General features: G+C 62.8%; 27 protein-coding genes and 2 tRNA genes. 14 read left to right on the top strand and 15 right to left on the bottom strand.

The genetic code is table 11. The annotated features are described in order from the left end of the window. Nucleotides 1–42: 42 nt before the first annotated feature. The 9 genes from AC56PL_RS11825 to rpmH all read right to left on the bottom strand — a co-directional run bounded on the left by AC56PL_RS11825 (nt 43) and on the right by rpmH (nt 6719). Nucleotides 43–774: a hypothetical protein gene (locus AC56PL_RS11825; protein ID WP_495513874.1), complete on the bottom strand. Its 732-nt coding sequence runs from the start codon at nt 772–774 to the stop codon at nt 43–45. 220 nt (nt 775–994) lie between these two features. After that, entirely contained in the window at nt 995–2047 is a 1053-nt protein-coding gene (locus AC56PL_RS11820; RefSeq protein ID WP_497154294.1) for a ParB/RepB/Spo0J family partition protein, read from the bottom strand. A 98-nt stretch (nt 2048–2145) separates the two neighbouring features. Beyond that, a complete protein-coding gene (locus AC56PL_RS11815; protein WP_495515964.1) occupies nt 2146–3141 on the bottom strand; it encodes an AAA family ATPase in 996 nt (331 codons plus the stop codon). An 11-nt stretch (nt 3142–3152) separates the two neighbouring features. After that, complete coding sequence (gene rsmG, locus AC56PL_RS11810) at nt 3153–3845, bottom strand: 16S rRNA (guanine(527)-N(7))-methyltransferase RsmG (RefSeq protein WP_495515963.1); 693 nt, start codon at nt 3843–3845, stop codon at nt 3153–3155. Nucleotides 3846–3979: 134 nt separating this feature from the next. After that, nucleotides 3980–4549, bottom strand: coding sequence for a Jag family protein (locus AC56PL_RS11805; protein WP_497153933.1), 570 nt, complete (start codon nt 4547–4549; stop codon nt 3980–3982). Between the two features lie 48 nt (nt 4550–4597). Continuing rightward, nucleotides 4598–5791, bottom strand: coding sequence for a membrane protein insertase YidC (gene yidC, locus AC56PL_RS11800; protein ID WP_495513872.1), 1194 nt, complete (start codon nt 5789–5791; stop codon nt 4598–4600). Between the two features lie 4 nt (nt 5792–5795). Beyond that, nucleotides 5796–6164 (bottom strand): membrane protein insertion efficiency factor YidD, encoded by a 369-nt coding sequence (yidD, locus tag AC56PL_RS11795; protein WP_497153932.1) that lies wholly within the window; start codon nt 6162–6164, stop codon nt 5796–5798. Then, nucleotides 6164–6532: a ribonuclease P protein component gene (rnpA, locus tag AC56PL_RS11790; RefSeq protein ID WP_495513870.1), complete on the bottom strand. Its 369-nt coding sequence runs from the start codon at nt 6530–6532 to the stop codon at nt 6164–6166. The genes yidD and rnpA overlap by 1 nt, the downstream gene beginning before the upstream one ends. A 43-nt stretch (nt 6533–6575) precedes the next feature. Continuing rightward, complete coding sequence (rpmH, locus tag AC56PL_RS11785) at nt 6576–6719, bottom strand: 50S ribosomal protein L34 (RefSeq protein ID WP_495513869.1); 144 nt, start codon at nt 6717–6719, stop codon at nt 6576–6578. Nucleotides 6720–7162: 443 nt separating this feature from the next. Here rpmH and dnaA point away from each other — a divergent pair, with 443 nt between their 5' ends. From dnaA to AC56PL_RS11730, 11 genes are all read left to right on the top strand, one after another. Beyond that, nucleotides 7163–8800: a chromosomal replication initiator protein DnaA gene (gene dnaA / locus AC56PL_RS11780; protein WP_497153931.1), complete on the top strand. Its 1638-nt coding sequence runs from the start codon at nt 7163–7165 to the stop codon at nt 8798–8800. A 654-nt stretch (nt 8801–9454) separates the two neighbouring features. Then, the gene (gene dnaN / locus AC56PL_RS11775) at nt 9455–10624 is read left to right on the top strand and encodes a DNA polymerase III subunit beta (protein WP_495513867.1); all 1170 of its coding nucleotides are present in this window, start codon (nt 9455–9457) and stop codon (nt 10622–10624) included. A gap of 159 nt (nt 10625–10783) precedes the next feature. Continuing rightward, nucleotides 10784–11677, top strand: coding sequence for a phosphogluconate dehydrogenase (NAD(+)-dependent, decarboxylating) (gene gnd, locus AC56PL_RS11770; RefSeq protein WP_495513866.1), 894 nt, complete (start codon nt 10784–10786; stop codon nt 11675–11677). 20 nt (nt 11678–11697) lie between these two features. Beyond that, nucleotides 11698–12873: a DNA replication/repair protein RecF gene (recF, locus tag AC56PL_RS11765; RefSeq protein WP_495513865.1), complete on the top strand. Its 1176-nt coding sequence runs from the start codon at nt 11698–11700 to the stop codon at nt 12871–12873. Beyond that, the gene (locus AC56PL_RS11760) at nt 12870–13466 is read left to right on the top strand and encodes a DUF721 family protein (protein ID WP_495513864.1); all 597 of its coding nucleotides are present in this window, start codon (nt 12870–12872) and stop codon (nt 13464–13466) included. The genes recF and AC56PL_RS11760 overlap by 4 nt, the downstream gene beginning before the upstream one ends. Nucleotides 13467–13869: 403 nt before the next feature. Then, nucleotides 13870–15906, top strand: coding sequence for a DNA topoisomerase (ATP-hydrolyzing) subunit B (gyrB, locus tag AC56PL_RS11755; protein ID WP_495515962.1), 2037 nt, complete (start codon nt 13870–13872; stop codon nt 15904–15906). Nucleotides 15907–15953: 47 nt separating this feature from the next. Then, nucleotides 15954–18440, top strand: a complete 2487-nt coding sequence (gyrA, locus tag AC56PL_RS11750; protein WP_497153930.1) for a DNA gyrase subunit A — start codon at nt 15954–15956, stop codon at nt 18438–18440. 100 nt (nt 18441–18540) lie between these two features. Continuing rightward, complete coding sequence (locus AC56PL_RS11745; RefSeq protein WP_497153929.1) at nt 18541–19614, top strand: DUF3566 domain-containing protein; 1074 nt, start codon at nt 18541–18543, stop codon at nt 19612–19614. A gap of 67 nt (nt 19615–19681) precedes the next feature. Beyond that, nucleotides 19682–19755: transfer RNA gene (locus AC56PL_RS11740), tRNA-Ile, on the top strand. 169 nt (nt 19756–19924) lie between these two features. Continuing rightward, nucleotides 19925–19997: transfer RNA gene (locus AC56PL_RS11735), tRNA-Ala, on the top strand. 229 nt (nt 19998–20226) lie between these two features. Then, a complete protein-coding gene (locus AC56PL_RS11730) occupies nt 20227–21153 on the top strand; it encodes an LLM class F420-dependent oxidoreductase (RefSeq protein WP_497153928.1) in 927 nt (308 codons plus the stop codon). 105 nt (nt 21154–21258) lie between these two features. Here the strand turns inward: AC56PL_RS11730 and AC56PL_RS11725 are convergent, their stop codons facing one another. Together AC56PL_RS11725 and AC56PL_RS11720 are read right to left on the bottom strand one after the other, a co-directional pair. Continuing rightward, nucleotides 21259–21984 carry a DUF4190 domain-containing protein gene (locus tag AC56PL_RS11725; protein ID WP_497153927.1) on the bottom strand — a complete coding sequence of 242 codons (726 nt, stop codon included), beginning with the start codon at nt 21982–21984 and terminating at the stop codon, nt 21259–21261. A 28-nt stretch (nt 21985–22012) separates the two neighbouring features. Further along, on the bottom strand, nt 22013–22627 hold the full coding sequence (locus AC56PL_RS11720) for a hypothetical protein (protein WP_495513859.1): 615 nt from the start codon (nt 22625–22627) through the stop codon (nt 22013–22015). A 104-nt stretch (nt 22628–22731) separates the two neighbouring features. On the opposite strand from AC56PL_RS11720, the gene AC56PL_RS11715 reads away from it, so the two are divergent. Continuing rightward, nucleotides 22732–23268, top strand: a complete 537-nt coding sequence (locus tag AC56PL_RS11715; RefSeq protein WP_482136547.1) for a peptidylprolyl isomerase — start codon at nt 22732–22734, stop codon at nt 23266–23268. Between the two features lie 54 nt (nt 23269–23322). Beyond that, entirely contained in the window at nt 23323–24162 is an 840-nt protein-coding gene (locus AC56PL_RS11710; RefSeq protein ID WP_497153926.1) for a rhomboid family intramembrane serine protease, read from the top strand. A gap of 14 nt (nt 24163–24176) precedes the next feature. On the opposite strand, the gene AC56PL_RS11705 is transcribed toward AC56PL_RS11710, so the two are convergent. Further along, complete coding sequence (locus AC56PL_RS11705; protein WP_495513857.1) at nt 24177–24638, bottom strand: PH domain-containing protein; 462 nt, start codon at nt 24636–24638, stop codon at nt 24177–24179. A 161-nt stretch (nt 24639–24799) separates the two neighbouring features. Next, nucleotides 24800–25090, bottom strand: a complete 291-nt coding sequence (crgA, locus tag AC56PL_RS11700) for a cell division protein CrgA (RefSeq protein WP_495513856.1) — start codon at nt 25088–25090, stop codon at nt 24800–24802. 145 nt (nt 25091–25235) lie between these two features. On the opposite strand from crgA, the gene AC56PL_RS11695 reads away from it, so the two are divergent. Then, nucleotides 25236–25877, top strand: a complete 642-nt coding sequence (locus AC56PL_RS11695) for an aminodeoxychorismate/anthranilate synthase component II (protein ID WP_495515961.1) — start codon at nt 25236–25238, stop codon at nt 25875–25877. A gap of 31 nt (nt 25878–25908) precedes the next feature. Here the strand turns inward: AC56PL_RS11695 and AC56PL_RS11690 are convergent, their stop codons facing one another. Both AC56PL_RS11690 and AC56PL_RS11685 read right to left on the bottom strand, forming a co-directional pair. Then, a complete protein-coding gene (locus tag AC56PL_RS11690; protein ID WP_497154293.1) occupies nt 25909–26301 on the bottom strand; it encodes an FCD domain-containing protein in 393 nt (130 codons plus the stop codon). 151 nt (nt 26302–26452) lie between these two features. Beyond that, entirely contained in the window at nt 26453–26851 is a 399-nt protein-coding gene (locus tag AC56PL_RS11685; RefSeq protein ID WP_497153925.1) for an MmcQ/YjbR family DNA-binding protein, read from the bottom strand. Between the last annotated feature and the right edge of the window lie 84 nt (nt 26852–26935).

Below are 26935 nucleotides of genomic sequence, written 5' to 3'. Positions count from 1 at the left end.
GGGTTGCACGGAACCCGTTCGGCCCCGAAATATTCGAACGAGTCAGGGCTGAGTCAGCGCCGTAGTGTGCCCGCGTCGTCCAACGGTCACCGCGGTACGTTCCCGACCGGCCACGTCGATGGCGGCCATCACAACCAACTTCTCGAGTGCGCTCTCGACGCCGGCTTTCCAGCCGAGGTCGCTGTCGAGCTCCAGCCGCAACCGGGGGAAGCGGTGGTGTGCTGACACCACGTCGAAGCCTGATTCTTTGAGGAACTCCGCGTCGATCATGCAGCGCGGGCAAATGGTCTCGTCGCCGACGATCTCGCCGTTGCCCTGTTCCACGCTCAGGTCGGCGCGTTCGGATCGCACGATCCCGAACGCCTCGACCGCGCGCACTCCACGACGGGTGAGGTCGACGATGACAGCCCGCACCAGATCCTCGGCGGCATTGTCATGACCGGGGTCCACCCACATCGAGGAAAGGATCACAGCGTCGGCGGAAACCGGCGAAGTGGGGAAGAGGGCCGAGCGGGGGACGCTGAGTGGGGAACCGTAGAACGCGGCTCCGACCACCTTGCCGGTCTTGCGGTTGATCGCAACCTGTCCGCACGTGCCCCACTCGAGCAGGATCATCGAGACCCACGCCTCTTTGTCGAACTCGCTCGCGAAGGGTTCTCCACCCACCGTGTCGGGGATCAGCTTCGGTTGCATCTCCCAGAACACACAGCGCCGACCGTGCACGGGAAGTGACTCGAACCCGTCCATGGTGAGCGGCGTTATCGTTACCGACACGGACCCGCCGCCTCCTGAAAACACGTCATTGGACCAAATACTGCGAAGAACACGTCTCAGCATATGCGATGACGGAATCCAGTTCGCATCGAGCGATGGTGAACGCCAATTCTGTTGTCACAACACGTCTTTCATCAATATCAGAGCCTATTGTTCGCATTGTTGTCACTGTGACGTTTCACCCGCACCCACCGGTACCCGAGATTTCGCGGTGAATTTTCTAACTCTGCGCGATGATGTCCACCAGCCGCTCGAGATCGCCAACCGACCCGAATTCCACCGTGATCTTGCCTTTGCGCTTGCCCATCGCGACCGTCACGCGGGTATCGAGCTTGTCCGAAAGTCGCTCGGCCACGTCCTGCAGGCCCGGCATCTGCATCGGTTTGCGTTTCTGAGGAAGGGGAGTGGTCTTACCGTCGTCGCGGTTGGCCAACGTCACTGCTTCTTCGGTCGCACGCACCGACATACCCTCGGCAACAATCCGGGCCGCCAGAACTTCCTGTGCGTCCGCTCCGGCCTCGAGCGAGAGCAGCGCCCGCGCATGACCCGCCGACAGCACGCCTGCGGCAACCCGGCGCTGGACCGGGATGGGAAGACGGAGCAGCCGGATCATGTTGGTGATCACCGGGCGTGAGCGCCCCAGTCGGCTCGCCAGTTCATCGTGGGTGACGCCGAACTCTTCGAGCAGCTGTTGGTACGCGGCTGCCTCTTCCAGAGGATTGAGCTGCACGCGGTGGATGTTCTCCAGCAGTGCGTCGCGCAGCATGTCGCCGTCGGCGGTCTCCCGGATGATCGCCGGGATCTTCTCCAGACCGGCTTCCTGGCTCGCTCGCCAACGGCGCTCGCCCATGACGAGTTGGTACTCGGCAGTGCCCTCGGGTTCGGCCAGCCGGCGCACCACGATCGGCTGCATGAGCCCGAACTCGCGAATGGAGTGGACCAGTTCGGCCAATGCCTCTTCGTCGAACGCCGTCCGCGGCTGTTGCGGGTTGGGCTGAATCCGACTGGGTTCGATCTCGTCGTAGATCGCCCCCACATCATCGATTCCATCCGGATCGGTGATGGATGGGGGAGTGGGTACCGGAGCACTCGCCGTGTCTGTGCCGGTCGGCTTACCCTGTTTGTCGCCACTACCGGTGTCGCTGACGGTGTCGCCTGCGATGTCACCGGTGGACGATGCTGCCGTGGTACGGCCGCTGCCGAACATAACGTCGGTGGCGGCCGAACCCATCTTCGGCCCGTCGGCGGGACCGGTGGGAATCAGTGCGGCCAGGCCACGTCCGAGACCACCTTTGCGTGGTGCGGCTTTTGCCGGCTTGGCGGCGCCCGTTGCTTTCGCGGGGTTCGCTTTCGCAGAGTTCTTGTTGTCGGTCACTGCCGGCCCTCCACATCTTCTCGTTCAGATCGCAACGCCAATTCACGACCGGCGTCCAGGTAACTCATTGCTCCACGTGAACCCGGGTCGTACTCGATGATCGTGCTGCCGTATCCCGGGGCCTCAGAGACCTTCACGCTGCGTGGAATGACGGCGTTGAGCACTCGGTCACCGAAGTGCGCACGGACGCTCTCAGCGACCTGATCGGCAAGCTTCGTCCGGCCGTCATACATCGTCAGGACCACGGTCGACACATGCAACGCGGGGTTCAGATGGGCCTGCACCAAGTTGATGTTCGAGAGCAACTGACTCACGCCCTCGAGAGCGTAGTACTCGCACTGGATCGGGATCAGGACCTCTTGGGCCGCGACCATCGCGTTGATCGTCAGCAGGCCGAGGGAAGGCGGGCAGTCGATCAGGACGAAGTCGAAGTCATAGCGATCGAGCGTCTCGCGGTCGAGTGCATTCCGGAGGCGATTCTCACGGGCCACCATCGACACCAGCTCGATCTCGGCGCCGGCCAGATCCAGTGTCGCCGGGACACAGAAGAGATTCTCGTTACTGGAGCTCTGGACGATGGTGTCTGCGAAATCGACCTCACCGATAAGGAGCTCGTACACCGACGGAACGCCCGAACGGTGATCCACACCGAGCGCCGTACTCGCGTTGCCCTGGGGATCGAGATCGATCACCAGGACCCGGAGCTGGTGGACCGCCAACGCTGCCGCCAGATTGACCGCCGTGGTGGTTTTGCCGACGCCGCCCTTCTGGTTGGCGATCGTGATGATCCGAGTGCGCGCGGGGCGGGGGAGGGAACCCGAACCTCCCGGCGTCAGTACCCGGCTGGCACGCTCGGCCGCCGCGGCAATAGGGGTGTCGTAGTGGGGTTGGGGTCTGGCCTCATATCCGGTGGTTTCACGTGAAACCGTTTCACGTGAAACATTCGGTTCATTGGACACGCTATCGCTCCTTCGGCTACGCCTACCGAACATTCTGCGCTCTGTCACCGACGTCCACCAATTCGAGTGGCAACAACAACTGTTGTCGGCGTTTCGAGTATCCCAGAACCACACGTCTCGACATGAAGGTTGGACAGTCCGATTCGCCCCAGGGTTCCCTGGTGCTCGGAAATCTCGTCCGCAGCCGACGATCCCTTGATCGCCATCAGTCGGCCGCCGGGCCGCAGTAGGGGAACGCACCACTTGGCCAACCGGTCCAGAGGGGCAACCGCTCGCGAGGTCACGACATCGGCACCCCCGACAATCTTCTTGACCGTCTTTTCCTCGGCACGCCCGCGGACGACTTGCACATCCAGACCGAGCTCCTCGATGACTTCCTCCAGAAAGGTCGCACGGCGCAACAGCGGCTCGACCAATGTCATCCGCACCGTCGGCTTGGCTATCGCCACGGCCACACCCGGCAAGCCGGCACCGCTGCCGATATCAACCACATTCTCGCCGTCGGTCAGGAGGTCTCCGATCACGGCGCAATTCAACACGTGACGGATCCACAGCCGGTCCACTTCCCGCGGTCCGATCAGCCCGCGCTCAACCCCGGCGCCGGCCAAGCTCGACCAATATCGTTCTGCGAGCGGTAAGCGTTCACCGAACACCGCCTGAGCGGCGGCCAACGTCTTCTCACCCTCGGGACCATCAAACTCTGCTGACAACGTCATCCTCCGTTTCACGTGAAACATCACCGCGCTCTTGGTGCGGGGCACCGAACGCGGACGAGCAAACTACATCGGTGTAACTAGTGCAGCACCAAACATCGACAACGCAATGGGCCCCGGCGAAACCGCCGGGGCCCATTGCATCAAACACTGGAAGATCAGGACTTGAGCACTACAACACGGCGGTTGGGCTCGGTGCCTTCGCTCTCGGAGTACACGCCCTCGACAGCGGCGACCGCGTCGTGGACGATCTTGCGCTCGAAGGGGGACATGGCGTCGAGGGTCTCGCGCTCACCGGTCTCGAGGACACGCTCGGAGACCTCGGTACCCAGCTTGGCCAACCGCTCCCGACGATCGGCACGCCACCGAGCCACGTCCAGCATGAGCCGACTGCGATCACCGGTGGTGCGCTGCACCGCGAGCCGTGTCAGCTCCTGGAGCGCATCGAGGATCTCACCGTTCTTGCCGACCAGCTTCACGAGATCGGATCCACCGTCGATGCTGACGATCGCCCGATCCCCGTCGACATCAAGGTCGATGTCCCCGTCGAAATCGAGGACGTCGAGGAGCTGCTCGAGGTAGTCGCCGGCGATTTCGCCTTCTTCTACCAATCGCTCCTCATCGGACATCTCCGGCTCATCCGACGCCGAATCCTCGGTGGCAGTGTCATCGGCAGCAGTCTCGTCGTTCACGTCTTCGACAGCGACGTCTTTGGTCTCTGCACTCATCGCAATACCTCGCTTTGTACTCTTCCGGGGAGCTGACCGCGCATTGTGTCAGCGCCTTTTCTTACGTCGTGGTTGGTTACCGCTCGGGCGTCCACCGGCAGGCTTCTTCGCATTGTTCGAAGCGGGGGAGCCGGCGGCCTTGGTCTTGTCGGGAGTCTTCTTGACGCCCGGAGAATCCTTGGCCGCAGTCTTGCTGTCGTCCGCGACGATCTCATCATCGTCGGTGTCTGAGTCACCCTTGGACAGATCGACAGCGTCTACCTTGGCGGTGTCGGCCGCCTTACCCTTGGCAACGGGCTTTGCACCCGGCTTCGGCTTGGCGGACACAGCCGGCTTGGCGCCGGGTTTCGGTGCATTCTGCGACCGCTTCTCCAGCTTCGCAGCCTTCTCTTCTTCTTCTTCCTTTTCGATCCGACCGAAGACGAGGTGCTGCTGTCCGTAGGTCCAGAGGTTGTTCGAGACCCAGTAGAGGAGGATCGCGACGGGGAAGAAGGCACCGGACACCAGGATGCCCAGGGGGAAGACGTAGAGCGCGAGCTTGTTCATGATCCGCGTCTGCGGGTTCTCCATCGCCGCTTCGCTCTGGCGTGCCACGGAGGCGCGAGAGTTCATGTGCGTCGCGATGGAGGAGATGATGACCAGAGGGATCACCAACATGATGATGTTCGCGCGGGTGAAGTCGATGACCCCGTTGGCGCTGAACGCCACCCATTCGGTCTCGGGCTGGCTGATTGCGGCCGACAGCGGCACACCGAACAGACGGGCGTCGAGGAAGTTCTGAACGAGTTCAGGACTGAAGATGTAGTTGGCGGTGTTCCGGGTCTCTTCGGCCGTCATACCCAACTGACCGAAACCGGTGCCCATCCGGTTGAACGAGCGCAACACGTGGAACAGACCGATGAACACCGGGATCTGCGCCAGCATCGGGAGGCAGCCCAGGAGTGGGTTGAACCCGTGTTCCTTCTGGAGCTTCTGCATCTCCTCGGTCATCTTGACCCGGTCTTTGCCGTACTTTTTGCGGATCGCCTGCATCTGCGGCTGGATCTCTTGCATCTTCCGCGTGGTGCGGATCTGCTTCACAAATGGCTTGTACAGGATGGCGCGAAGGGTGAAGACCAGGAAGATGACGGAGAGCGCCCACGAAATGCCGTCCCAGCCCGGAGTATCTGGCAGGACCTGGCTGAACAGCCAGTGCCACACCCACATGATTGCCGAAACCGGCCAGTAAATGAAATCGAGCACGTCGTCAGTTCCTCACTGTTACAACACAATTCGGCTCTGCAGCCGAAGAAGATCGGTCCAGATCCTGTTCGCTGCCCGATGTCGCATAATCATCGGGTTCAGCGCGGTGCCTGCAGCGGCGCTCCGGGATCGGGTCGTAGCCCGGTTTGTGCCAGGGTCCACATTTCGCAAGCCGCACGATGGACAGCAGACCGCCTCGGAAGAATCCGAACTCGGTCAGCGCCTCGACGGCGTAGGTACTACAGCTGGGTTCAAAACGGCAGGTCGGCAACCGCATGGGGGAGACCCATGTGCGATAGAGCTCGATCAGGAAGATGACAGCCCGGCGCGGCCACATCGCCACCGCGTGACGAAAACCTGCTGCCGCGCTCATCACGCAGTCGATTCGATACGGCGTTGCGCCTTACTCAATGCACTGACAAGTTGCTGTTCCAACTCTGGCTCCGAACAGGTGGCACTACCGGGCAACGCCCGGACAACCACCATTGTGGTCGGCTCGCACTGGGCGAGCAACGACCGGCAGGCCGCACGCAGCCGGCGTGACACCGCGTGACGGGTCACGGAATTGCCCACCGTCTTGCCCACGATCAATCCGATTCGTGGTCCGCCGGTGGTGACAAAATCCGGGTGCGACGGCCTGTAAACATGCGCAACCACATCACGCCGACCAACCCGCACCCCATTTTTCAGAGTGCGGGTGAAGTCCGATCGCCGGGTGATCCGGTTGGGCGGAGCCAACACGAGTTGCTGCGGCCTGCTACGCGGGCTGCGGTTCCGTGCCGACTCAGGCCGTCAAGCTCGAGCGTCCCTTGCCGCGACGTGCATTGACGATCGCGCGTCCAGCGCGGGTACGCATACGCAACCGGAAGCCGTGCACACGTGAACGACGACGGTTGTTTGGTTGGAAAGTCCGCTTGCCCTTGGCCACGGCCAAATCTCCTCATGGTGATGGGCTCGCTTACACAATTTGAGCCCAGCTTGTTAATCGGTGGTCTGTTCGCTACCTCGAAGCATCGGACGAGCAAGCTACCTTTGTACGGGTTCGCTCACCGCAGCCGGAATCGACGTTTGGCGACCGTTCGAGACTACTGATGACGGGCGGGCGGGTCAAACCGCCGGAGAAAGTGCCGAACCGCCCCCGACCTGCGATATCGACGATCGACACGCCTCAGACCGACGGATTCTTGCCTTTACCTGCAACATGTGGTTTTCGGTTGTGACCCCTGACCAATGTCTGTTAACTTCACCGAAGCTATCCACCCGGGGCGGAATCGCGATCACCCATCTGGGGTTCGTTGTTGTCTCGCTGTTGTTCCACACCTGTGGATAACGGTGTGGACAATTGGTGACGAACCACCAGGAGGGATGACCATGCCAGCCGATTCCGATCACGATTCTTTCACGGTGATCTGGAACAAAGTCGTTACCGAGCTCAACGATGACAGCACCGGAAACCGACTTCCACTCTCGAAACAACAGAAGGCCTGGCTCTCGCTGGTCCGCCCGTTGACGCTTGCCGAGGGCTTTGCACTTCTGACCGTTCCGACCCAGCGTGTGCAGGAACAGATCGAACGCGGACTACGCGAGCCGATCGTTACCGCGCTGAGCCGGCATCTGGGCTATTCCGTCGACCTGGGTGTGCGGATCGACCCGATCGCCGCCGCCGACACCCTCTTCGACCCTTATGAGGCCGATCGGGCGAAATCCGAGCGGGCCGAGAACAAAAAGTCTGCCGGGCAGCCGGCAGGCGGTCCCGGGTCCGTCCCGCCAGGACCGGCCGGATCCGGTCAGGTTCCGACAGACCCCGCGGGACCCGCAGGCGTACGCGCCGAAGAGGGTGACGGCCGGTATCTGCAATCCGTACCGCCGCTCCCTCCCGAGACCTTCGCCTCCCGCGACCGTGATCTCGGTCGCACCGGGGCCGCCGAGTGGTCCGGGTATTTCTCCGCGGCATCGTCGAAGTCGGATTCGAGCGCCGACTCGAGCCTGAACTCGAAGTACACCTTCGACACCTTCGTCATCGGCGCCTCCAACCGCTTCGCGCACGCCGCGGCCGTGGCCATCGCCGAGGCTCCGGCCCGCGCATACAATCCGCTGTTCATCTGGGGTGAATCGGGACTGGGCAAGACACATCTGCTGCATGCCGCCGGTCACTACGCGCAGCGACTGTTCCCCGGTATGCGGGTGAAGTACGTCTCCACCGAAGAGTTCACCAACGACTTCATCAACTCGCTTCGTGATGACCGCCGGGTTGCATTCAAGCGCCGGTACCGCGACATGGATGTGCTGCTCGTCGACGACATCCAGTTCCTGGAAGGCAAAGAAGGTATCCAGGAAGAGTTCTTCCATACCTTCAACACCCTGCACAACGCGAACAAGCAGATCGTCGTTTCGTCCGATCGGCCTCCCAAACAGCTTGCAACACTCGAAGATCGACTCCGTACCCGCTTCGAATGGGGTCTGATCACCGATGTTCAGCCGCCGGAGCTCGAGACCCGAATCGCCATCTTGCGCAAGAAGGCGCAGATGGATCAGATCCGGGTACCCGACGATGTGCTCGAGCTGATCGCCTCGAAGATCGAGCGGAACATCCGAGAACTCGAAGGTGCGCTGATCCGCGTCACGGCGTTCGCCTCGTTGAATCACTCTGAACTCGACACCGCGCTGGCCGATGTGGTGCTCCAAGCCCTGCTACCGGACTCGGCAAGCCTGGAGATCACCGCAGCCACAATCCTCGCCGTCAACGCCGAGTACTTCGACATCAGTCTCGAGGAACTCCGCGGACCCGGTAAGACCCGGTCCATCGCGCAGGCCCGTCAGATCGCCATGTACCTCTGTCGTGAGCTCACGGACCTCTCACTGCCGAAGATCGGTGAGACCTTCGACCGTGACCACACAACCGTCATGTATGCCGACAAGAAGATCCGTAAGGAAATGGCCGAGCGCAGGCGCGTCTACGACCAGGTGCAGGAACTGACCGCACGGATCAAACAGCGCTCACGTCGCTAGACAACAGCACTACAGAGAAGACCCCACAGTGGGCGGCCTGATGGCCGCCCACTGTTTTGTTGTGCGCCCCCGGGCCCACGGTCTGCGGCACGTGAGCGCCTGGTTCAACCGTCGTCGGGAGCAGTCATCAAACGGACACACAAACGCGTCCAAACCACCACAACCTCAACCTCTGGTCGAGACTTTGGATCCGTGCGATCTCACAAATCGGCGTCCGCCGCGTCGCCGCCAGCCTGTGTACAACTCCGTGGATAACTCCGAATTTCTGTGGATAAGCGGTGGACGTTTCCACAAACTCCGAGGTCTGTGCACATGCCGGCCATGTTGGTCCACCAGTCGCCAAGAATTCGCTACCAACCCCTCAGCCGTTCTCACCTGGCAAATTTGGTACCTGTCCACAAATTCACAGCGCCTACTACCAATAAGAATTTATCTATCAACAAAACTCTTTAAAAGCAGTGCTGTGCACAAACTGCTCCACACGCGCTGCCGGCAAACCATCGGTCGATGTCTTCGAGCACCCCCATCGGCACCGAATACTTGGGATCCGCCTTAGAGTGGAGACCCTGACGCCTGCGCTCGTCGGATGTTCTGCGTCCGCAGGCAACCTGATGCGCATCGGAAAGTTCAATCAAGAAGGGCAAGCTGGAGACTATGAAGTTTCGGGTGACTCGTGACGAGTTTGCAGATTCGGTCGCGTGGGTTGCGCGCAGTCTGCCCAGCCGACCGCCGGTACCGGTGCTCGGTGGAGTCCTGCTGACCGTGACCGATGCGGGTCTTTCTGTATCGGGATTCGATTTTGAGGTATCTGCGCAGGTCAACGTTTCAGCGGAGGTCGCTGATGAGGGCCAGGTCCTCGTCTCGGGCAAATTGTTGGCCGACATCACCCGTGCCCTGCCCGCCAAACCGGTCGACGTCCAGCTCGACGGCACCCGCGTTGCGATCGTCTGCGGTAGTGCAAAGTTCTCGCTGCCCACGATGCCCGTCGAGGATTACCCCCAGCTCCCGGACGTTCCCGACAAGACCGGATCGATCCCGGCGGATGTCTTCTCCGAGGCAATCACGCAGGTTGCCATCGCAGCCGGCCGCGACGACACGTTGCCGATGCTCACCGGAATCCGGCTCGAGATCGACGGCACGAAGGTTGTCCTGGCGGCCACTGACAGGTTCCGGCTCGCTGTCCGAGAGCTCACCTGGACCCCTGAGGTCCCCGACACGACCTCCGCGGTCCTGGTCCCGGCCAAGACGTTGTCGGAAGCGGCAAAAACCGCAGGAGCCGACGGCAGCTCTGCTGTGGGTTTGGCATTCGGTTCCGGTGGCAGCATCGGTGCCGACGGCCTTCTGGGCATCGTCGGTTCCGGACGACGGACAACCACCCGTCTCCTCGATGCCGAATTCCCGAAGTTCCGGCAGTTGTTGCCCGCGACTCACACCTCCGTCGCGTCGATCGAGATCGCGCCGCTGACCGAGGCCATCAAGCGTGTGGCCCTTGTCGCCGAGCGTGGCGCCCAGGTGCGTCTCGAGTTCGGTGAGGATTCGGTGCTTCTCACCGCCGGTGGCGATGACGCCGGCCGCGCCGAGGAGCAGGTCGACGTGAAGTTCTACGGTGAACCGCTCACCATCGCCTTCAATCCCGGATATCTGTTGGACGGACTGGGATCGCTGCACTCGTCGACGGTTGACTTCGGGTTCACCACCCCGTCGCGGCCCGCCGTGCTGCGTCCGGGCGCCGACAGTGAGCCATCCCCTGACGGCAACGGTGCCTACGCCGCCCCGAACAGCGAATACACATACCTGCTGATGCCGGTTCGTCTGCCTGGCTGAGTCGCCTGCTGACACGGTGTTCGGGGCGAGAATCTGCGCAGACCTGACCGAATCGGATCAGAATGAGGGAGGCGCAGACAGAGTCGAGTCAGACGATGAGCGTCGGCCCGGCGGAGATTGTCCGCGAGCACCGTGATCGGCACACAGATGGGGACGACCATGCAGATTGGTTTGGTGGGACTGGGAAAGATGGGTGGCTTCATGCGCACCCGGGTCCGCGACGCCGGCATCGAAGTGGTGGGCTACGACCCGAGACCGGAAGTCTCGGACGTGGCCTCGCTCACCGAACTCGCCAGTGCGCTCGCCGCTCCCCGGATCGTGTGGGTGATGGTGCCTGCGGGTGAACCGACACGCTCGACAGTGAGGGCACTGGCCGATGTCCTGTCTCCGGGAGATCTGGTCATCGACGGCGGCAACTCCAAATACACCGATGATGCAATCAATGCAGAACTGTTGGCCGCCAACGGAATCAAGTACATCGACTGTGGTGTATCCGGTGGTGTCTGGGGTCTGGAGAACGGCTACGGATTGATGTGCGGTGGCGCGAAGGAAGATGTGGAGAGGGCGATGCCCATCTTCGATGCGCTTCGCCCACCAGGAGAACGTGCCGATGGATTCGTCCATGCAGGCAAGGTCGGCGCCGGGCATTACGCCAAGATGGTGCACAACGGTATCGAATACGGACTGATGCACGCCTACGGCGAGGGCTACGAAATTCTCGACGCCGAACCACTCATCGAAGACGTCACCGGAACCCTCCGTGCCTGGACCAACGGCACCGTAGTGCGCTCGTGGCTTCTCGAACTCTTGGTCAAAGCTCTCCAAGAGGACCCCGGATTGTCTGAAATGACGGACTACACAACAGATTCCGGCGAAGGAAAATGGACTGTCGAGGAAGCGGTCAAACATTCGGTGCCTGCCAACGTGATCTCCGCGGCCCTGTTCGCCCGCTTCGGTTCCCGTCAAGAAGGTGGTTCGCCCGCCCTCAAGGCGGTCTCGGCACTGCGTCAACAGTTCGGTGGACACTCGGTGGTCCAGAGGTCGACGACATGACCGGGAGTTGATCCGACGAGGTGTATGTCCGCAATCTGACGCTGCATGATTTCCGTTCCTGGGAACATGTGTCAGTCGAATTAACGCCCGGCACAACGCTTTTCGTCGGAAGAAACGGATTTGGCAAGACCAATCTACTCGAGGCCCTTTACTACCTGTCGGGCTTGCGATCGCATCGCGTCAGCACCGATCAGCCGTTGATCAGGTCTGGTGCGGAGCAGGCCAGGTTGTCCGCGACCGTGGAAAACGACGGCCGGGAATTGACAGTTGACCTGCTGATCGTCGCGTCCAAGGCCAACAAGGCCGCGATCAACGGTGCACCCCGCCGTCGTCCGCGGGACATCCTGGGGATCCTGCGCACCGTGATGTTCGCTCCGGAAGACCTGTCGCTGGTGCGCGGCGACCCGGGGGAGCGGCGACGATTCGCCGACGAACTCACCGCCGCTCGTGGCCCCCGGTGGGCGGCGGCCAAGGCCGATTACGATCGCGTGCTGCGGCAGCGGGCCGCTCTACTCAAGACCGCGTCGGCGGCGCTGCGTCGGGGTGGCGGCGAGGCCGACTCGGTCATCAGCACGCTCGATGTCTGGGATGCTCAGCTCGCCGAGTACGGGGCGCAGGTCACCGCGGCCCGAATAGATCTCGTCGCTGAACTCGGACCTCATGTGCGCCAGGCATATTCGACGATCGCTCCGCAGTCTCGGCCGGCATCGCTGCACTATCGTTCGTCGGTGTCGGAGAATGTCATCCCGGCCGACGGGGAGAAGGCCGACCTCGAGTACATCGAGGCAGTGATGCTGAACGATCTGTCGATGCTGCGTAAAAAAGAGATCGAAAGGGGTGTCTGTCTGGTCGGACCCCACCGCGACGACATCGATCTGATGTTGGGCAATGAACCCGCAAAGGGGTTCGCCAGCCACGGGGAATCGTGGTCGATGGCGTTGTCGCTGCGACTGGGTTCGGTGGAACTGGCCCGTGCCGACGGGGTCGAACCGGTCCTCATGCTCGACGATGTGTTCGCCGAACTCGATGCCAAACGCCGGGAGAAGCTGGTCGAGGTGGCCGAAGGTGCCGAGCAGGTGTTGGTCACCGCGGCGGTGGCAGACGACATCCCGACGCAGATCGGTGGCCGCACCGTTGCGGTCAACATCGTCGAATCCGAAGGTGTCCGGACGTCAGAGTTGGTGGTGCAGGGATGAGCGAGAGCGATTCGAATCGACCTCCCGGTGGTGCCGACACGCCGCAGGGTGGTGAGTCCGGCAACAAAAACCCGGCCCCGAGCGGCTACGACATGGCCCGCAAGGCGCTCGAAGATGCTCGCGCAGCGGCCAGGGCCGCCGGAAAATCGGTCGGACAGGGCCGGGCGTCACCGGCCGCTCGCAAGCCCGGATCACGCCGACCCACCCGTCGCGGCTGGACCGGTGCCGGACCGGATCAGTACGACCCGCAGCCGTTCGGGCGGCTCGTGGGCGGTCTGGCCGGGCGTCGCGGCTGGAGCGACAAGATCAGCGAAGGTACCGTTTTCGGGTCCTGGGATCGCATCGTCGGCGAAGAAATTTCATCGCACGCTCAGCCAAAAGCATTGCAGGACAAAGTTTTGCATGTAACCGCTGAATCGACGGCCTGGGCCACCCAGTTGCGGTTGGTCCAGTCACAGATCATCGCGAAGATCGCGGCGGTGGTTGGCGACAATGTGGTGACCAGTCTGCGGATCACCGGCCCGCAGGCTCCGTCCTGGCGTAAGGGTGAGCGCCACGTACGCGGCCGCGGACCGCGGGACACCTACGGATAGAACCGGCAGCGGGGCCGATGTCGGCAAAGGGCGAGAAACCCGTCGCAACGAACGTTGGACCCCAAAGTTGTCGGTCAGACTAGGACTCTGTCGAAAAACTCCGCCAGAAGAGACGTGAGGGGTGCGGCAGGGCTATCTCTTGTCGCCTCACCCAGTAGTATGTAGAGAGTTGCCCCGAACCGGGGCAGACCGCCGCGTGGAGAACCCCCGGAACAGGCAGACATCTGTGACTGCCGGGTGCGTGCTGCGTGGTGAATCATTGGCGATGTAAGGAGCGGACGCACTCGTGGCCGACAGCACCGAACCCCAGCAACCGGCAGCCTCGGATCCGGCGAAGAACCCGGAACCGGCAAAGAAAGCCCCGGCAAAGAAGAAGGGGAACAGCGAATACGGTGCGGACTCGATCAGCATCCTCGAGGGTCTCGAGGCGGTCCGGAAACGGCCCGGTATGTATATCGGATCCACCGGAGAGCGCGGACTCCACCATCTGATCTGGGAAGTTGTCGACAACTCTGTCGATGAGGCGATGGCCGGATACGCCACGCGTGTCGATGTCACCCTGCGAGCCGATGGCGCCGTTCAGGTTGTTGACGACGGCCGTGGCATCCCGGTTCAGATGCACAAGACCGGAGTCCCCACCGTCGAGGTCGTCATGACCCAGTTGCACGCCGGTGGCAAGTTCGACTCCGATTCCTACGCTGTCTCCGGTGGTCTGCACGGCGTCGGTATCTCGGTGGTCAACGCGCTCTCGACCAAAGTCGAACTCGAGATTCAGCGTGACGGCTATTCGTGGTCGCAGACTTACAAGAACGCAATCCCGGAGCCACTGGTCAAGGGCGAGCCGTCCAAGAAGACCGGCACCCTGGTCCGCTACTGGGCCGATGACTCGATCTTCGAGACCACCGACTACAACTTCGACACCATCGCCCGACGACTACAGGAAATGGCCTTCCTCAACAAGGGTCTGACCATCACGCTGACAGATGAGCGTGCAGCCACCGTTGCGGTCGGTGATGCCGACGACGTCGACATCGCCGAGGCACCCAAGTCCGAAGACGAACTGGCCGAAGAGGCAGAGAACACCGAGCTCGCCGACGACGTCCCGGTCGACGCCGAGGGCAAGCCCGAGGTCCACAGCAAGAAGAGGCGCACCCGCACCTATCACTACCCCGGTGGTCTGGAAGACTTTGTGGCGCACCTGAACCGGACCAAGCAGGCGATCCACCAGTCGATCGTCGGCTTCACCGCCAAGGGAACCGGTCACGAGCTCGAAGTGGCCATGCAGTGGAACAACGGCTACGCCGAGTCGGTGCACACCTTCGCGAACACCATCAACACCCATGAGGGTGGTACCCACGAAGAGGGTTTCCGCGCCGCGCTGACCACCACCGTCAACCGCTACGCGCTGGACAAGAAACTGGTGAAGGAAAAAGACGGCAAACTCACCGGTGATGACATCCGTGAGGGTTTGGCCGCGGTCATCTCCGTGAAGGTGGCCGATCCCCAGTTCGAGGGCCAGACCAAGACCAAGCTCGGCAACACCGAGGTCAAGAGCTTTGTGCAGAAGGTGAGCAACGAACACCTCTCGCACTGGTTCGAGGCAAATCCCGCCGAGGCCAAGATCATCATCAAGAAGGCACTCGATTCCGCACAGGCTCGTCTCGCCGCCCGAAAAGCGCGAGAGTTGGTGCGCCGCAAGAGCGCAACCGACATCGGTGGTCTGCCGGGCAAGCTTGCCGATTGCCGCAGCAAGGATCCCAGCAAGTGTGAGGTCTACATCGTGGAGGGCGACTCGGCCGGCGGTAGCGCCAAATCCGGTCGAGATTCGATGTACCAGGCGATTCTGCCGCTGCGCGGAAAGATCATCAACGTCGAGAAGGCGCGGATCGACCGGGTTCTCAAGAACACCGAGGTCCAGTCGATCATCACAGCGTTCGGCACCGGTATCCACGACGAGTTCGACATCTCCAAACTCCGGTACCACAAGATCGTGCTGATGGCCGACGCCGACGTTGACGGACAACACATCTCGACCCTGCTGATGACGCTGCTGTTCCGCTTCATGCGTCCGCTAGTGGAGCACGGCCACGTCTATCTGGCACAGCCGCCGCTGTACAAGCTCAAGTGGCAGAAGGGTGCGCCTGCGGAGTTCGCATATTCCGATCGTGAGCGGGATGGACTCCTCAAGGCAGGCGCTGAAGCCGGCAAGAAGATCAACAAAGAAGACGGCATCCAGCGCTACAAAGGTCTGGGCGAGATGAATGCGAAGGAACTGTGGGAAACCACGATGGATCCCGCGGTCCGAGTTCTCCGTCAAGTGACACTTGATGACGCTGCAGCCGCCGACGAGCTGTTCAGTGTGTTGATGGGTGAGGACGTCGTTGCGCGCCGCAGCTTCATCGCGCGCAACGCGAAAGACGTTCGCTTCCTGGACGTCTGACCGGCGTCGTCACTCACCCACCAGCCTGATACAACGAAAGCGAAACGATGACCGACACCACCTTGCCGCCCGACAGTGGCGAAGGCGACCGCATCGAACCGGTAGACATCCAGCAGGAGATGCAGCGCAGCTACATCGATTACGCGATGAGCGTGATCGTGGGCCGCGCCCTGCCCGAGGTCCGCGACGGCCTCAAGCCCGTACATCGCCGGTTGCTCTACGCCATGAACGACGCCGGATTCCGCCCGGACCGCAGCTACGTCAAGTCGGCCAAGCCGGTCGCCGAGACGATGGGTAACTATCACCCCCACGGTGATACCGCGATCTACGACGCGCTGGTCCGTCTGGCCCAGCCGTGGTCGATGCGTTACCCGCTCGTCGACGGCCAGGGCAACTTCGGTTCGCGTGGCAACGACGGCGCCGCCGCCATGCGTTACACCGAAGCGCGGCTGACGCCGCTCGCCATGGAGATGTTGCGTGACATCACCGAGGAGACAGTCGATTTCACGCCGAACTACGACGGCAAGACTCAGGAACCGACGGTATTGCCGTCGCGTATCCCGAACCTGCTGATCAATGGTTCGAGTGGTATCGCCGTCGGTATGGCCACCAACATCCCGCCGCACAACCTCGGTGAAGTGGCCAACGCCATTTTCTGGGCCCTGGACAACTACGAAGCCGACGAGGAAACCACCCTCGCCGCGTGTATGGAAGCCATCAAGGGACCGGACTTTCCCACCTCGGGACTCATCGTGGGCGGTCAGGGTATTCGAGATGCCTACACCACCGGTCGTGGCAGTGTGCGGATGCGCGGTGTCGTGGAGATCGAAGAGAACAAGGGCTCGACCACCCTCGTCATCACCGAACTGCCGTACCAGGTGAACCCGGACAACATGATCCTGTCGATCGCCGAGCAGGTGAACGAAGGAAAGCTCAAGGGCATCAGCAAGATTGATGACGAGTCTTCGGATCGTGTGGGTATGCGCATCGTGGTCACCCTGCGGCGTGACGCGGTGGCCAAGGTTGTTCTGAACAACCTCTACAAGCACAGTCAGCTGCAGACCAGTTTCGGTGTGAATATGTTGTCCATCGTCGACGGCGTACCGCGAACCCTGCGGTTGGACAGGATGATCCGGCTGTACGTGGCCCACCAGATCGAGGTCATCGTACGGCGCACCAGGTACCGCCTGCGCAAGGCCGAAGAGCGCGCCCACATCCTGCGTGGTCTGGTCAAAGCCCTTGACGCACTTGATGAAGTGATTGCACTCATCCGGCGTTCGCAGACGGTTGATCTGGCCCGTACCGGATTGATCGACCTGCTCGACGTCGACGAGATCCAGGCCGACGCGATCCTGGCGATGCAGTTGCGGCGCCTCGCCGCCCTCGAGCGACAGAAGATCGTCGACGAGTTGGCGGAGATCGAAGTCGAGATTGCCGATTACCAGGACATCCTCGCCAGGCCTGAGCGTCAGCGCGCCATCGTGCGTGACGAATTGGCCGAGATCGTCGAAAAGTTCGCCGACGAGCGCCGGACGAAAATCATTGCCGCAGACGGTGATGTCTCGGACGAGGATCTGATCGCCCGTGAAGACGTCGTGGTCACGATCACCGAGACCGGTTACGCCAAGCGCACCAAAACCGATCTGTACCGCAGCCAGAAGCGTGGCGGCAAGGGCGTGCAGGGCGCGGGGCTGAAGCAGGACGACATCGTCCGGCACTTCTTCGTGTGCTCCACACACGACTGGATCCTGTTCTTCACGACCAAGGGCCGGGTCTACCGCGCGAAGGCATACGAACTGCCCGAGGCCAACCGCACCGCCCGCGGACAGCATGTCGCCAACCTGCTGGCCTTCCAGCCCGAGGAGCGCATCGCTCAGGTCATCCAGATCAAGAGCTACGAGGATGCCCCGTACCTGGTGCTGGCGACGCTCAACGGCCTGGTCAAGAAGTCCCGTCTGGTCGATTTCGATTCGAACCGTTCCGGCGGCATCTTCGCGATCAACCTGCGTGGCGAAGACGAACTCGTCGGTGCCCAGTTGTGCAGTGCCGAGGACGATCTCCTGCTGGTGTCGACCAAGGGCCAATCCATCCGGTTCTCCGCGACCGATGATGCGTTGCGCCCGATGGGTCGGCAGACCTCGGGTGTCCAGGGCATGCGCTTCAACGACGAGGACCAGTTGTTGTCGCTGAACGTGGTCCGCGAGGGCACCTATCTGTTGGTGGCGACTTCCGGTGGTTACGCCAAGCGCACCGCAATGGACGATTACCCGGTGCAGGGTCGTGGCGGCAAGGGTGTTCTGACCATCCAGTACGACAAACGTCGTGGTGCGCTGGTCGGTGCACTGATCGTCGACGATGACAGTGAGCTCTATGCAATCACTTCGGGCGGCGGCGTGATTCGTACCGCGGCCCGGCAGGTCCGTAAGGCCGGACGCCAAACCAAGGGCGTCCGCCTGATGAACCTGGACGAAGGAACTACGCTCTTGGCTATTGCCCGTAACGCTGACTTGCCGGACGAACCGGTCGAGCAGTAGAGCGGGCCTGCTGGCCAGAAGTTGGCCAGGAGAGCTGTTGCACTGAACGGTCGGAGCAGGCGAAGTGCTCCGCGAGACGAAGCCGAAGGCAAAGGAACGCATGAGCACACCCAATGAGCCCACGGAACCCAACACCGAAGGCGACTCGGCCGGGACCCCTGGGCCAGTGCAAAAGCCGGCTTCGTCGAACGGGGCGGGCACCCCGGCCCCTGTTCCCGGGACCAATGGTGTTCGGCCTGCCGTCTCGGTGCAGGATCAACCGCCGCGGGGACCCGACACAGGTCCCACCAAGGCACAGACCGGCGGCGATGAGACGAAGGCGAATCCGGTGACACCGCCACCACCGGGACCGGCACAGGGTCGTCCGACAGGTACCGGTCCGGGTGGGGTGCCGCCGTGGCAGCGTGGCGGGGGCGGTGCTCCCGGTCCGGGTCAGCAACCTCCACAGGGTCCGCCGGGTGGTCCCGGCAAGCCGCCGCCTCCGGCAGGCAGCCAACCGCCTCCGGGTGTTGCCTCACAGCAGCCTCCCGGTGTCCCGACGCAGGGTCGGGGTCCGGCCGGGCCGCCTCCCGGGCGTCCGTCCTCGGGTTCGGGCGCACCAGGGCAGGGGAGTGGTCCGCAGACCGTCAAACGTCCGGTGATCACCGGTACCGCGGCACCGAAACTGCTCGACGGCCCGACTCGGAACATCGATCGCCGGGATCTCGCCCAGGAGGATCTTCCGGACCTCGATGCCATCCACCATCCCGAAGCCGCTCCGGCGCCGATACAGCCGATCTCAGCGGTCCCGGCGCACAGTCCTGTGGGTGCAGCCCTGCGTGCGTCGGTACAGCTGCGCCGGATCGACCCGTGGGCCGCGTTCAAGGTGTCGGCAGTGCTGTCGGTGGCGTCGTTCTTCGTCTGGATGATCGCGATCGGTGTGTTGTATCTCATCCTCGACGGCATGGGCGTCTGGGATCAGGTCAACAACTCCTTCGGAACCCTGGTGTCGAGCGACACCGAGACGGAGTCGTCGTTCGAGATCAGTGCCGGCGGTGTGTTCGGAATCGCAGCGTTGGTCGGGGCCGTGAACGTGGTGTTGTTCACAGCTTTGGCGACCGTCGGTTCGTTCATCTACAACCTGTCGTCCGATCTTGTCGGCGGGCTTGAGGTCACTCTTGCGGATCGCGACTAAACAGGGTCTTTGACCAGGCGTTTTGTTGTGTGGGGCCGACGTCGGGTAATCTCTGATTTCGGTTCAAGGGCCTATAGCTCAGGCGGTTAGAGCGCTTCGCTGATAACGAAGAGGTCGGAGGTTCAAGTCCTCCTAGGCCCACTGTGACCATGAGTCCACACCGCGGACGAAAACCCGAAAGGGACGTGATGAAGTTCGTTTTGATCACCGCCGCGGCACTGGCACTCATAGTCGCGAGCCTGCTTGCCGAGTCTCGTCGCAAGATGGAGATTTGGCACGGGCTGCCCGAAAGTCAGTGAGAACTGGCGCCGGGGCCTTAGCTCAGTTGGTAGAGCGCTGCCTTTGCAAGGCAGATGTCAGGAGTTCGAATCTCCTAGGCTCCACAGAAAAATGACCATCTTCCCGAATCGGGGAGGTGGTCATTTTTGTGTCGGTAGGTACTTCACAAACGCCGTCGGAATGTGAATTACGCAAATGTGATTGTTTCACGGGAAACATGCCCCGATTCAGAGCTGCACACCCCCTGAGAGCCGTTCTGAGGCCGCGCGAAGACGCACACCGCCTCACTGGCCGAGTTGCTGTCCGCAGGCCGCTCCGACAAGAGTGAGAGGCATGGAATTACGTGTCTTCGTCGAACCACAGCAGGGTGCCACCTACAGCGATCAGCTGGCAGTGGCCCAGACCGCAGAGGCAGCGGGTTACGGGGCCTTCTTCCGTTCCGACCACTACCTCGCGATGAACGCCGAGGGTCTGCCCGGACCGACGGATGCCTGGACCACACTCGCCGGCATCGCGCGGGAGACCTCCACGATCCGTCTCGGCACATTGGTCACCTCGGCGACCTTCCGCTACCCGGGACCGTTGGCGATCACCGTCGCTCAGGTCGACGAGATGTCGGGTGGTCGTGTGGACTTCGGTTTCGGCGCCGGCTGGTTCGAGGCCGAGCACGATGCGTACGCTATCCCGTTCCCGTCGCTCGGTAAGCGGTTCGACCGCCTCGAGGAGTCGCTGGCGATCATCACCGGCCTGTGGACGACACCGGTGGGCCAGACGTTCTCGTTCACCGGGGAGCACTATTCCGTGACCGATTCACCGGGACTGCCGAAACCCGTTCAGAGCCCGACACCGCCGATCCTGCTCGGTGGTCAGGGCAAGAAGCGGACACCGGCGCTTGCCGCTCAGTTCGCCAGTGAGTTCAACGTCCCGTTTGTCTCGGCCCAGACGGCCCAGGAGACGTTCGGTCGCGTCCGGCAGGCCTGCACCGACCGGGGACGCTCACCCGACGAGCTGGTCTACTCGGCCGCGCTGGTCGTGTGTGCGGGCGCCGACGACGCCGAGGTCGCCCGCCGGGCGGCGAAGATCGGCCGGGACGTCGATGAACTCAAGGCCAACGGCCTGGCCGGATCCCCGGCCGAGATCGTGGACAAGATCGGGACCTTCGCGCAGGCCGGCGCATCGCGGATCTATCTCCAGGTGCTCGACATGGCAGACCTGGCGCACATCGACTACATCGCCGACAAGGTCATGCCTCAGCTCTGACCCGAAGATCCGCTCCACATACAACGATCCGCTCCACTTGCAGCGCACTGCAGGTGGAGCGGATCGCGGAAGATGAAGCGGATTGGAAGGCTGGTGAAACCTGGGTCAGCTGCCGGTGCCGACGATGTAGAGGTAGCCGCCCAGCACCAGCACGGAGGCCGCCAGGTAGAGGTAACCCACCCAGAGCGCAGCGATGGCAAACGCACTGCCCTGTTCTCCGCTGCGGCGGATCTGTGCACGTGCGATGTGGCCGCAGATGATCCCGGCGATGAACGTCACGCCGATCACCGACAGGACCAACGCCGCGATCGCGGTGCGGTTGGTCGTGTTAGCCCGCGAGGTTGGTGCGGGTGTCATCTGTGCTCCGGTTTCGTGATCCTCGACGGGGTCGGCGAGATAGGCGGCGGAGTAGTCGTCGTAGTTCTCATTGCGACGGTCCGCCGGGTCGTGGGTCTGTGAATATGCGTTGCCGGGCCCGGCGTCAGGAGAACCGATGCCGGCAGCGGGACCGCTCAGCGGGGCCGGGGATGGGTTTGATTGCCACGGTGGGCGCGGCTGTGGGCCGGATTGCCCCGGTCCAGCTCTGCCGGGGGCCGGCCGGTAGGGCGCACCCGGTGGCGGGCCGGATCCCGGCATGGGCGGTGGGATGCGATTCGGCGGCGGCTGATTGACCGGCGGCGGACCTGGGCGGCCACCCTGCGGCGCAGGCCCCGTGCCGTGACGCGGGGGCTGCGGCCGATAGCCGGGAGGCGGTGCACCCTGAGGTCCTCGCTGCTCCCATGCGGGCACCGGCGCACTGCGCCGGGTTGGGTCCCCGTTCTCAACACTCACGAATGACACGGTACCCGTCTGCCCGGTGTCAGCTTTCCGTCTGTCCGTTCGATGAGGGCGATGAAGGAGCGGGGACCGGTTCGACCTCGTCGGCAACCGGAACATCGGTCAGACGCGGGGGAGCGGCGGCCACCGAGGGCGGTGACGGACGGCGGCGACGGGAAATCGCGAACACGGCCGCACCCGCTGCGAGGGCACCGGCGGCGATGAGTGCGATCTTCAGCCGTCGTCGCGATGGCTTGATCGTTGCCACCTGCTCCGGCAGCGCGTCGGCCAGGCCGGTGCGCTGCAGACCCGAGACCACGGTCGGATTGGTGATCTGCACGGGGAAGGTGTCAGCGGCGCGGTGGCGGTATTCGTCGGTCAGCCGGCGGGCGTCCGCAGCAAGTTCCGCTTCCTTCGAATATGCCTGGGCTCCAAGTTTTTTGGCACCAGACCAGGCCGCTGCGCCGGTGCTGCGGGTGGCGAGGGCAGCAGAGTCGAAGGTCTTGCGGATGCCGATGCCACCCAATCCGAGTGATCCCAGGGTCACATTCGACAGACCTGCCAGGCTCTGGTGGGTACCGAGCCGCAGACGCTGACTCGAGGACAACGCGACCGCCTTGTCTCGCACAGCTTTCAGATCGGATTCGAGTGTGCTCATGAAAAAACTCCTCGGGTAGAACCAGCGGGATCGACTCCACACTAGTGCCACCGGTGGTGCGATCTGGCCGGTTGTGTCGGGGGCACCACGGCCGAAGTGGCACCATGGTGGGCGTGACCACAGCATTGAAAACCGCAACCGCGACCCTGCACACCAATAAAGGTGACATCAAGATCGCCCTGTTCGGTAACCACGCACCCAAGACGGTAGCGAACTTCACCGGCCTGGCAGACGGCTCCAAGGACTACTCGACGGCAAACGCCTCGGGTGGCGACAGTGGACCGTTCTACGACGGCGCCGTCTTCCACCGGATCATCTCCGGCTTCATGCTCCAGGGTGGTGACCCCACCGGAACCGGCACGGGTGGCCCCGGCTACCAATTCGAAGACGAGTTCCACCCGGAGCTCACCTTCAGCCAGCCTTACCTGCTGGCGATGGCGAACGCCGGACCTGGCACCAACGGTTCGCAGTTCTTCATCACCCTGGGCCCCACCCCCCACCTGAACCGCAAGCACACCATCTTCGGTGTCGTCGAGGACGACGAGTCGAAGAAGGTCGTCGACGCGATCGGCAGTGTCGCCACCGATCGTCGTGACCGTCCGCTGGAGGATGTTGTCATCGAGCGGGTCACGATTTCCTGACCTGTTGTGACATACCAGCCCCCGGCCTCTCAATCGCCGTCTCCACCTACCCAGGTGTGCGTTCGGCACCCCGATCGGCCGACGGGACTGGCGTGTAGCCGGTGCGGGCGTCCGGCCTGCTCCGATTGTCTGACCCCGGCCGCAGTCGGCCAACACTGTGTCGACTGCGTCCGGGCCTCCGGCCGTCAGGTTCCCCGGGCCCGCACCATCGGTGCCAAGGTCGCCTGGGCCACCTACACCTTGATGGCGATCAACATCGCCCTGTTCGTGATCGTCGCCGCCCAGGCGAGGAGCCTCACCGACGTCGTGGCGTCGTCGCAGGTGTTCGCCGACGGCGCGCTCTGGGGGCCCTTCATGGCCTCGGGCGAGTATTGGCGGTTGCTCACCGCCGGCTTCTTGCATTTCTCTCTGATCCACGTCGGGATCAACATGTTCTCGCTGTACATCCTGGGTCGCGACGTCGAGTTGACCCTGGGTACCGCACGTTTCGTCGGGATCTACCTGACCTCGTTGCTCGGTGGTAGCGCCGCGGTGATGCTGTTCGGCGACCCGTTGGCGATCAACGCCGGCGCCTCGGGAGCCATCTTCGGTTTGATGGGTGCCACGCTGGTCGTGGTGCTGAAGGCCAAGATCCCGGCCACCGGCCTGTTGGGCATCATCGCCCTGAACGTCGTGCTCTCGTTCACCATCCCGAACATCTCGATCTGGGCCCACTTCGGCGGCCTGGCATTCGGCGCCGCGGCGGCCGCAGGCATCGTCTACGGACCGGAGCTGCTGCCCACCCGATCACGCAATCCCCGCAATGCAACGGCGGTGGGATTCCTGGCGATGGGCCTACTGATCGTGGTGGCACTGATCATCGGTGTCGTGAAAGCCCAGACGCTGACCTTCTGACGTTCACCGAACCGCTATTTACGCTCTTCCACCGGTAGACCGGCCGCGCGCAGCGCGTCGGCCACATCGAGTGGGTTCGTGCCCAGATCCCAGCGTCCGTAGATGACCAGACGTTCCCCCTCATGGGCCTGCTCATCGTCCAGATCCAGTTCCAGATGCGGTACCCGGCGGCCGAACCGCGGGTACGTGAGCACCTGTGCACGACGGACGTCGTCGAACGAATAACTACACGTCCCCCGGAAAAGCGTGCGGACGTGTAGTTCGCGGCCTTCTACGGCCAGCTTCGGACGGATCCACAAACTCTGCCCGCCGAGCAGCAGAAGCAGCAGCGCGGCGATGAGCATCAGAGCCATGCCCGCCGCGTCGGTGCCGGAGAAAAGTCCGGCGCCGCCGAGGGCAATCCCACCGACCACCATCAGTGCACCCATCGGTGCTGGTGTTGCCCATTCCAGACGTGCGTTTACAGAGTTATCCACAGGCCTTATCCACATTGAGGATGAATTACACACATGTTGTTCCACAGCTGTGGATGAATGAAAGTGCTGTTCACCGCCACTTCACTCCACAGGGGTTATCCACACTGGGGATGAATTACACACATGGTGTTCCACAGCCTGTGAATCATTGAAGCTGCAGCTCAACGCCACTTCATCGTCATCACGAGACCGGCAACCATGAAACCGAATCCGATCAGGAAGTTCCACGAACCGAGCTCGTACATCCAGTTGAGGATCTTGCCGGGGGCGCCGAGGGACTCGGGCGTGGCGACAAGGTAGAAAACCATGAGCCAGGCCAGGCCCAGCAGCATCAGGCCGAGCATCACCGAAACGAAGATGGTGCCGGAGGGACCGGCCTTCACTTTCACCGGTGTGCGGCTGGCAGGGTTGATCGTGTAATCGGTCTTCTTGCGGACCTTTGACTTGGGCATGACTTCCTCGGTTCGCGGGTACAAACGTTTCCCTATAACCTAACCCACCCGTCGACGGGTGCCGGAGTTCTGCGGCTACCCGGAAAGTGGGGTGAGCTCGCGGCATCGACCCAGGTAGCCTGTCGACGTGAACCCTGGCGCCCCTGTGCAGATCCTGGTTGTCGACAACTACGACAGCTTCGTCTACAACCTTGTCCAATATCTCGGACAACTCGGTGTCCATGCCCAGGTCTGGCGCAACGACGACGAGCGGCTGGCCGATCCAGCGGCCGCGGTGGCGCAATTCGATGGTGTGTTGCTCTCACCGGGACCGGGGACGCCGCAGCGCGCAGGCGCGACAATGTCGCTGGTGGGTGCCGCGGCCGCTGCCGGTACCCCCTTGCTCGGGGTCTGCCTGGGCCACCAGGCCATCGGCGCCGCGTTCGGCGCAACCGTCGACCGCGCACCGGAACTCCTACACGGCAAGACCTCTTTGGTGGCCCACAACAGTGAGGGTGTTCTGGCCGGCCTGCCGAACCCATTCATCGCCACCAGATATCACTCACTGACGGTGTTGCCGGAGACCATCCCGGACGAATTGGTCGTGACCGCTCAGACCGATACCGGGATCGTGATGGCGATGCATCACCGCGAACTCCCGATCCATGGCGTTCAGTTCCATCCGGAGAGCGTGCTCACCCAGGGTGGCCATCGGATGCTTGCCAACTGGCTGACGGTGTGTGGCATGGCCGTACCCGATGGTCAGGTCAACACCCTCGAGGCACAGGTCGCCGCAGCGCTGGGCTGACGACCCGCCCGCGTCGGTCGGTGGCGTGACGTCACATCCGTGAGCGTCGGCCGGCGTGGATCGCCTGGCGCGACATGGCTGCAGATGCGTTGACGATCTGATCGCCGAAGCGCTCGAGTACAAATGCCTGGGTCGCGGCCAGGTGGGCTCGGGCCAGCCGTTCGGCCTCGTCGGCACGTCCGGCTGCGATCTCTTCGACGAGGCGGCGGTGGGCGTGAACCGCACCTTCCGCTTCGTGTTCAGAGGGGTACTCGCCGTGCCGGGTGCGGGCTTCTGCCCACGCCTCTTCCTGGGCGGAGGACCACAGGGCGACGCAGCTGCCGACGGCGTAACGAATGGTGGCGTTGGGTGTGAACGAGACGACCAGGTCGTGAAAGTCTCTGGCGGAGTTTGTGAATTCGACGCCACGTGTGAGGTGGCGTATCCACCTTGCAGAGCTCGCGTCTGCTCTGACCTGACGGCGATGATCCCTTCGTCCGGATCGTCGGTGACGATCAGGATGACCTGTCTCGCAACCTGGTTGACGTGCTGCAGCTTCTGGCCGGCGAGGTCGCAGGCGGGCGGGTCGCAGTCAGTCACCGACCGTCTTCGGGATCGACGGGCCGGCGAGATCTGGGCAGCGTGTCAACCACGAGTCTGTAGGATTCGGTCACCAGTTCCTCGACCAGACTCGTGTCGATGGAGTCGCCGGGAGCCAGCGTGATCCAGTGCTGCTTGTTCATGTGGTAACCGGCAGTGATGTCCGCGTAAGCCTCACGAAGGGCTGCGGCGTCGCTCGGGTCGGACTTGACGATCACGACCGGCTGGCCGGCCAGGTCCCGTATTTGGGAATCCTGCGGAACCTCGGTCATCAGCATGAACCATTTTTCGTGGACTCTGGCGGCCTTCCAGCCGGGTTCGAAGGGGTCCAGCGTGGTTGCCGGGAGGTTCTCAGCACACCTTTGGGCTGTGTTCTGCAGGGTTTTTCCGTCCATGGTCGCGAACCCCCTCATCAATACGGGCACAGCCGGAGCACTGACGGGGCCACGCTCTACTCGCCGCTGGGCTCTCTCTCGATG

It is taken from the genome of Williamsia sp. Y721, assembly GCF_059683565.1.
The sequence above is the reverse complement of the archived record's forward strand: the minus strand, read 5'-3'. Positions and strand labels throughout refer to the sequence as shown.

Coding starts and splice junctions, on each gene's coding strand:
- AC56PL_RS11685 (WP_497153925.1), bottom strand. CDS start 26,851: ATGGACGGAAAAACCCTGCAGAACACAGCCCAAAGGTGTGCTGAGAAC.
- AC56PL_RS11715 (WP_482136547.1), top strand. CDS start 22,732: ATGGTGGGCGTGACCACAGCATTGAAAACCGCAACCGCGACCCTGCAC.
- AC56PL_RS11720 (WP_495513859.1), bottom strand. CDS start 22,627: ATGAGCACACTCGAATCCGATCTGAAAGCTGTGCGAGACAAGGCGGTC.
- rsmG (WP_495515963.1), bottom strand. CDS start 3,845: ATGTTTCACGTGAAACGGAGGATGACGTTGTCAGCAGAGTTTGATGGT.
- yidD (WP_497153932.1), bottom strand. CDS start 6,164: ATGAGCGCGGCAGCAGGTTTTCGTCACGCGGTGGCGATGTGGCCGCGC.
- crgA (WP_495513856.1), bottom strand. CDS start 25,090: ATGCCCAAGTCAAAGGTCCGCAAGAAGACCGATTACACGATCAACCCT.
- AC56PL_RS11815 (WP_495515964.1), bottom strand. CDS start 3,141: ATGTTCGGTAGGCGTAGCCGAAGGAGCGATAGCGTGTCCAATGAACCG.
- dnaN (WP_495513867.1), top strand. CDS start 9,455: ATGAAGTTTCGGGTGACTCGTGACGAGTTTGCAGATTCGGTCGCGTGG.
- AC56PL_RS11760 (WP_495513864.1), top strand. CDS start 12,870: ATGAGCGAGAGCGATTCGAATCGACCTCCCGGTGGTGCCGACACGCCG.
- AC56PL_RS11745 (WP_497153929.1), top strand. CDS start 18,541: ATGAGCACACCCAATGAGCCCACGGAACCCAACACCGAAGGCGACTCG.
- gyrA (WP_497153930.1), top strand. CDS start 15,954: ATGACCGACACCACCTTGCCGCCCGACAGTGGCGAAGGCGACCGCATC.
- dnaA (WP_497153931.1), top strand. CDS start 7,163: ATGCCAGCCGATTCCGATCACGATTCTTTCACGGTGATCTGGAACAAA.
- gnd (WP_495513866.1), top strand. CDS start 10,784: ATGCAGATTGGTTTGGTGGGACTGGGAAAGATGGGTGGCTTCATGCGC.
- AC56PL_RS11805 (WP_497153933.1), bottom strand. CDS start 4,549: ATGAGTGCAGAGACCAAAGACGTCGCTGTCGAAGACGTGAACGACGAG.
- AC56PL_RS11730 (WP_497153928.1), top strand. CDS start 20,227: ATGGAATTACGTGTCTTCGTCGAACCACAGCAGGGTGCCACCTACAGC.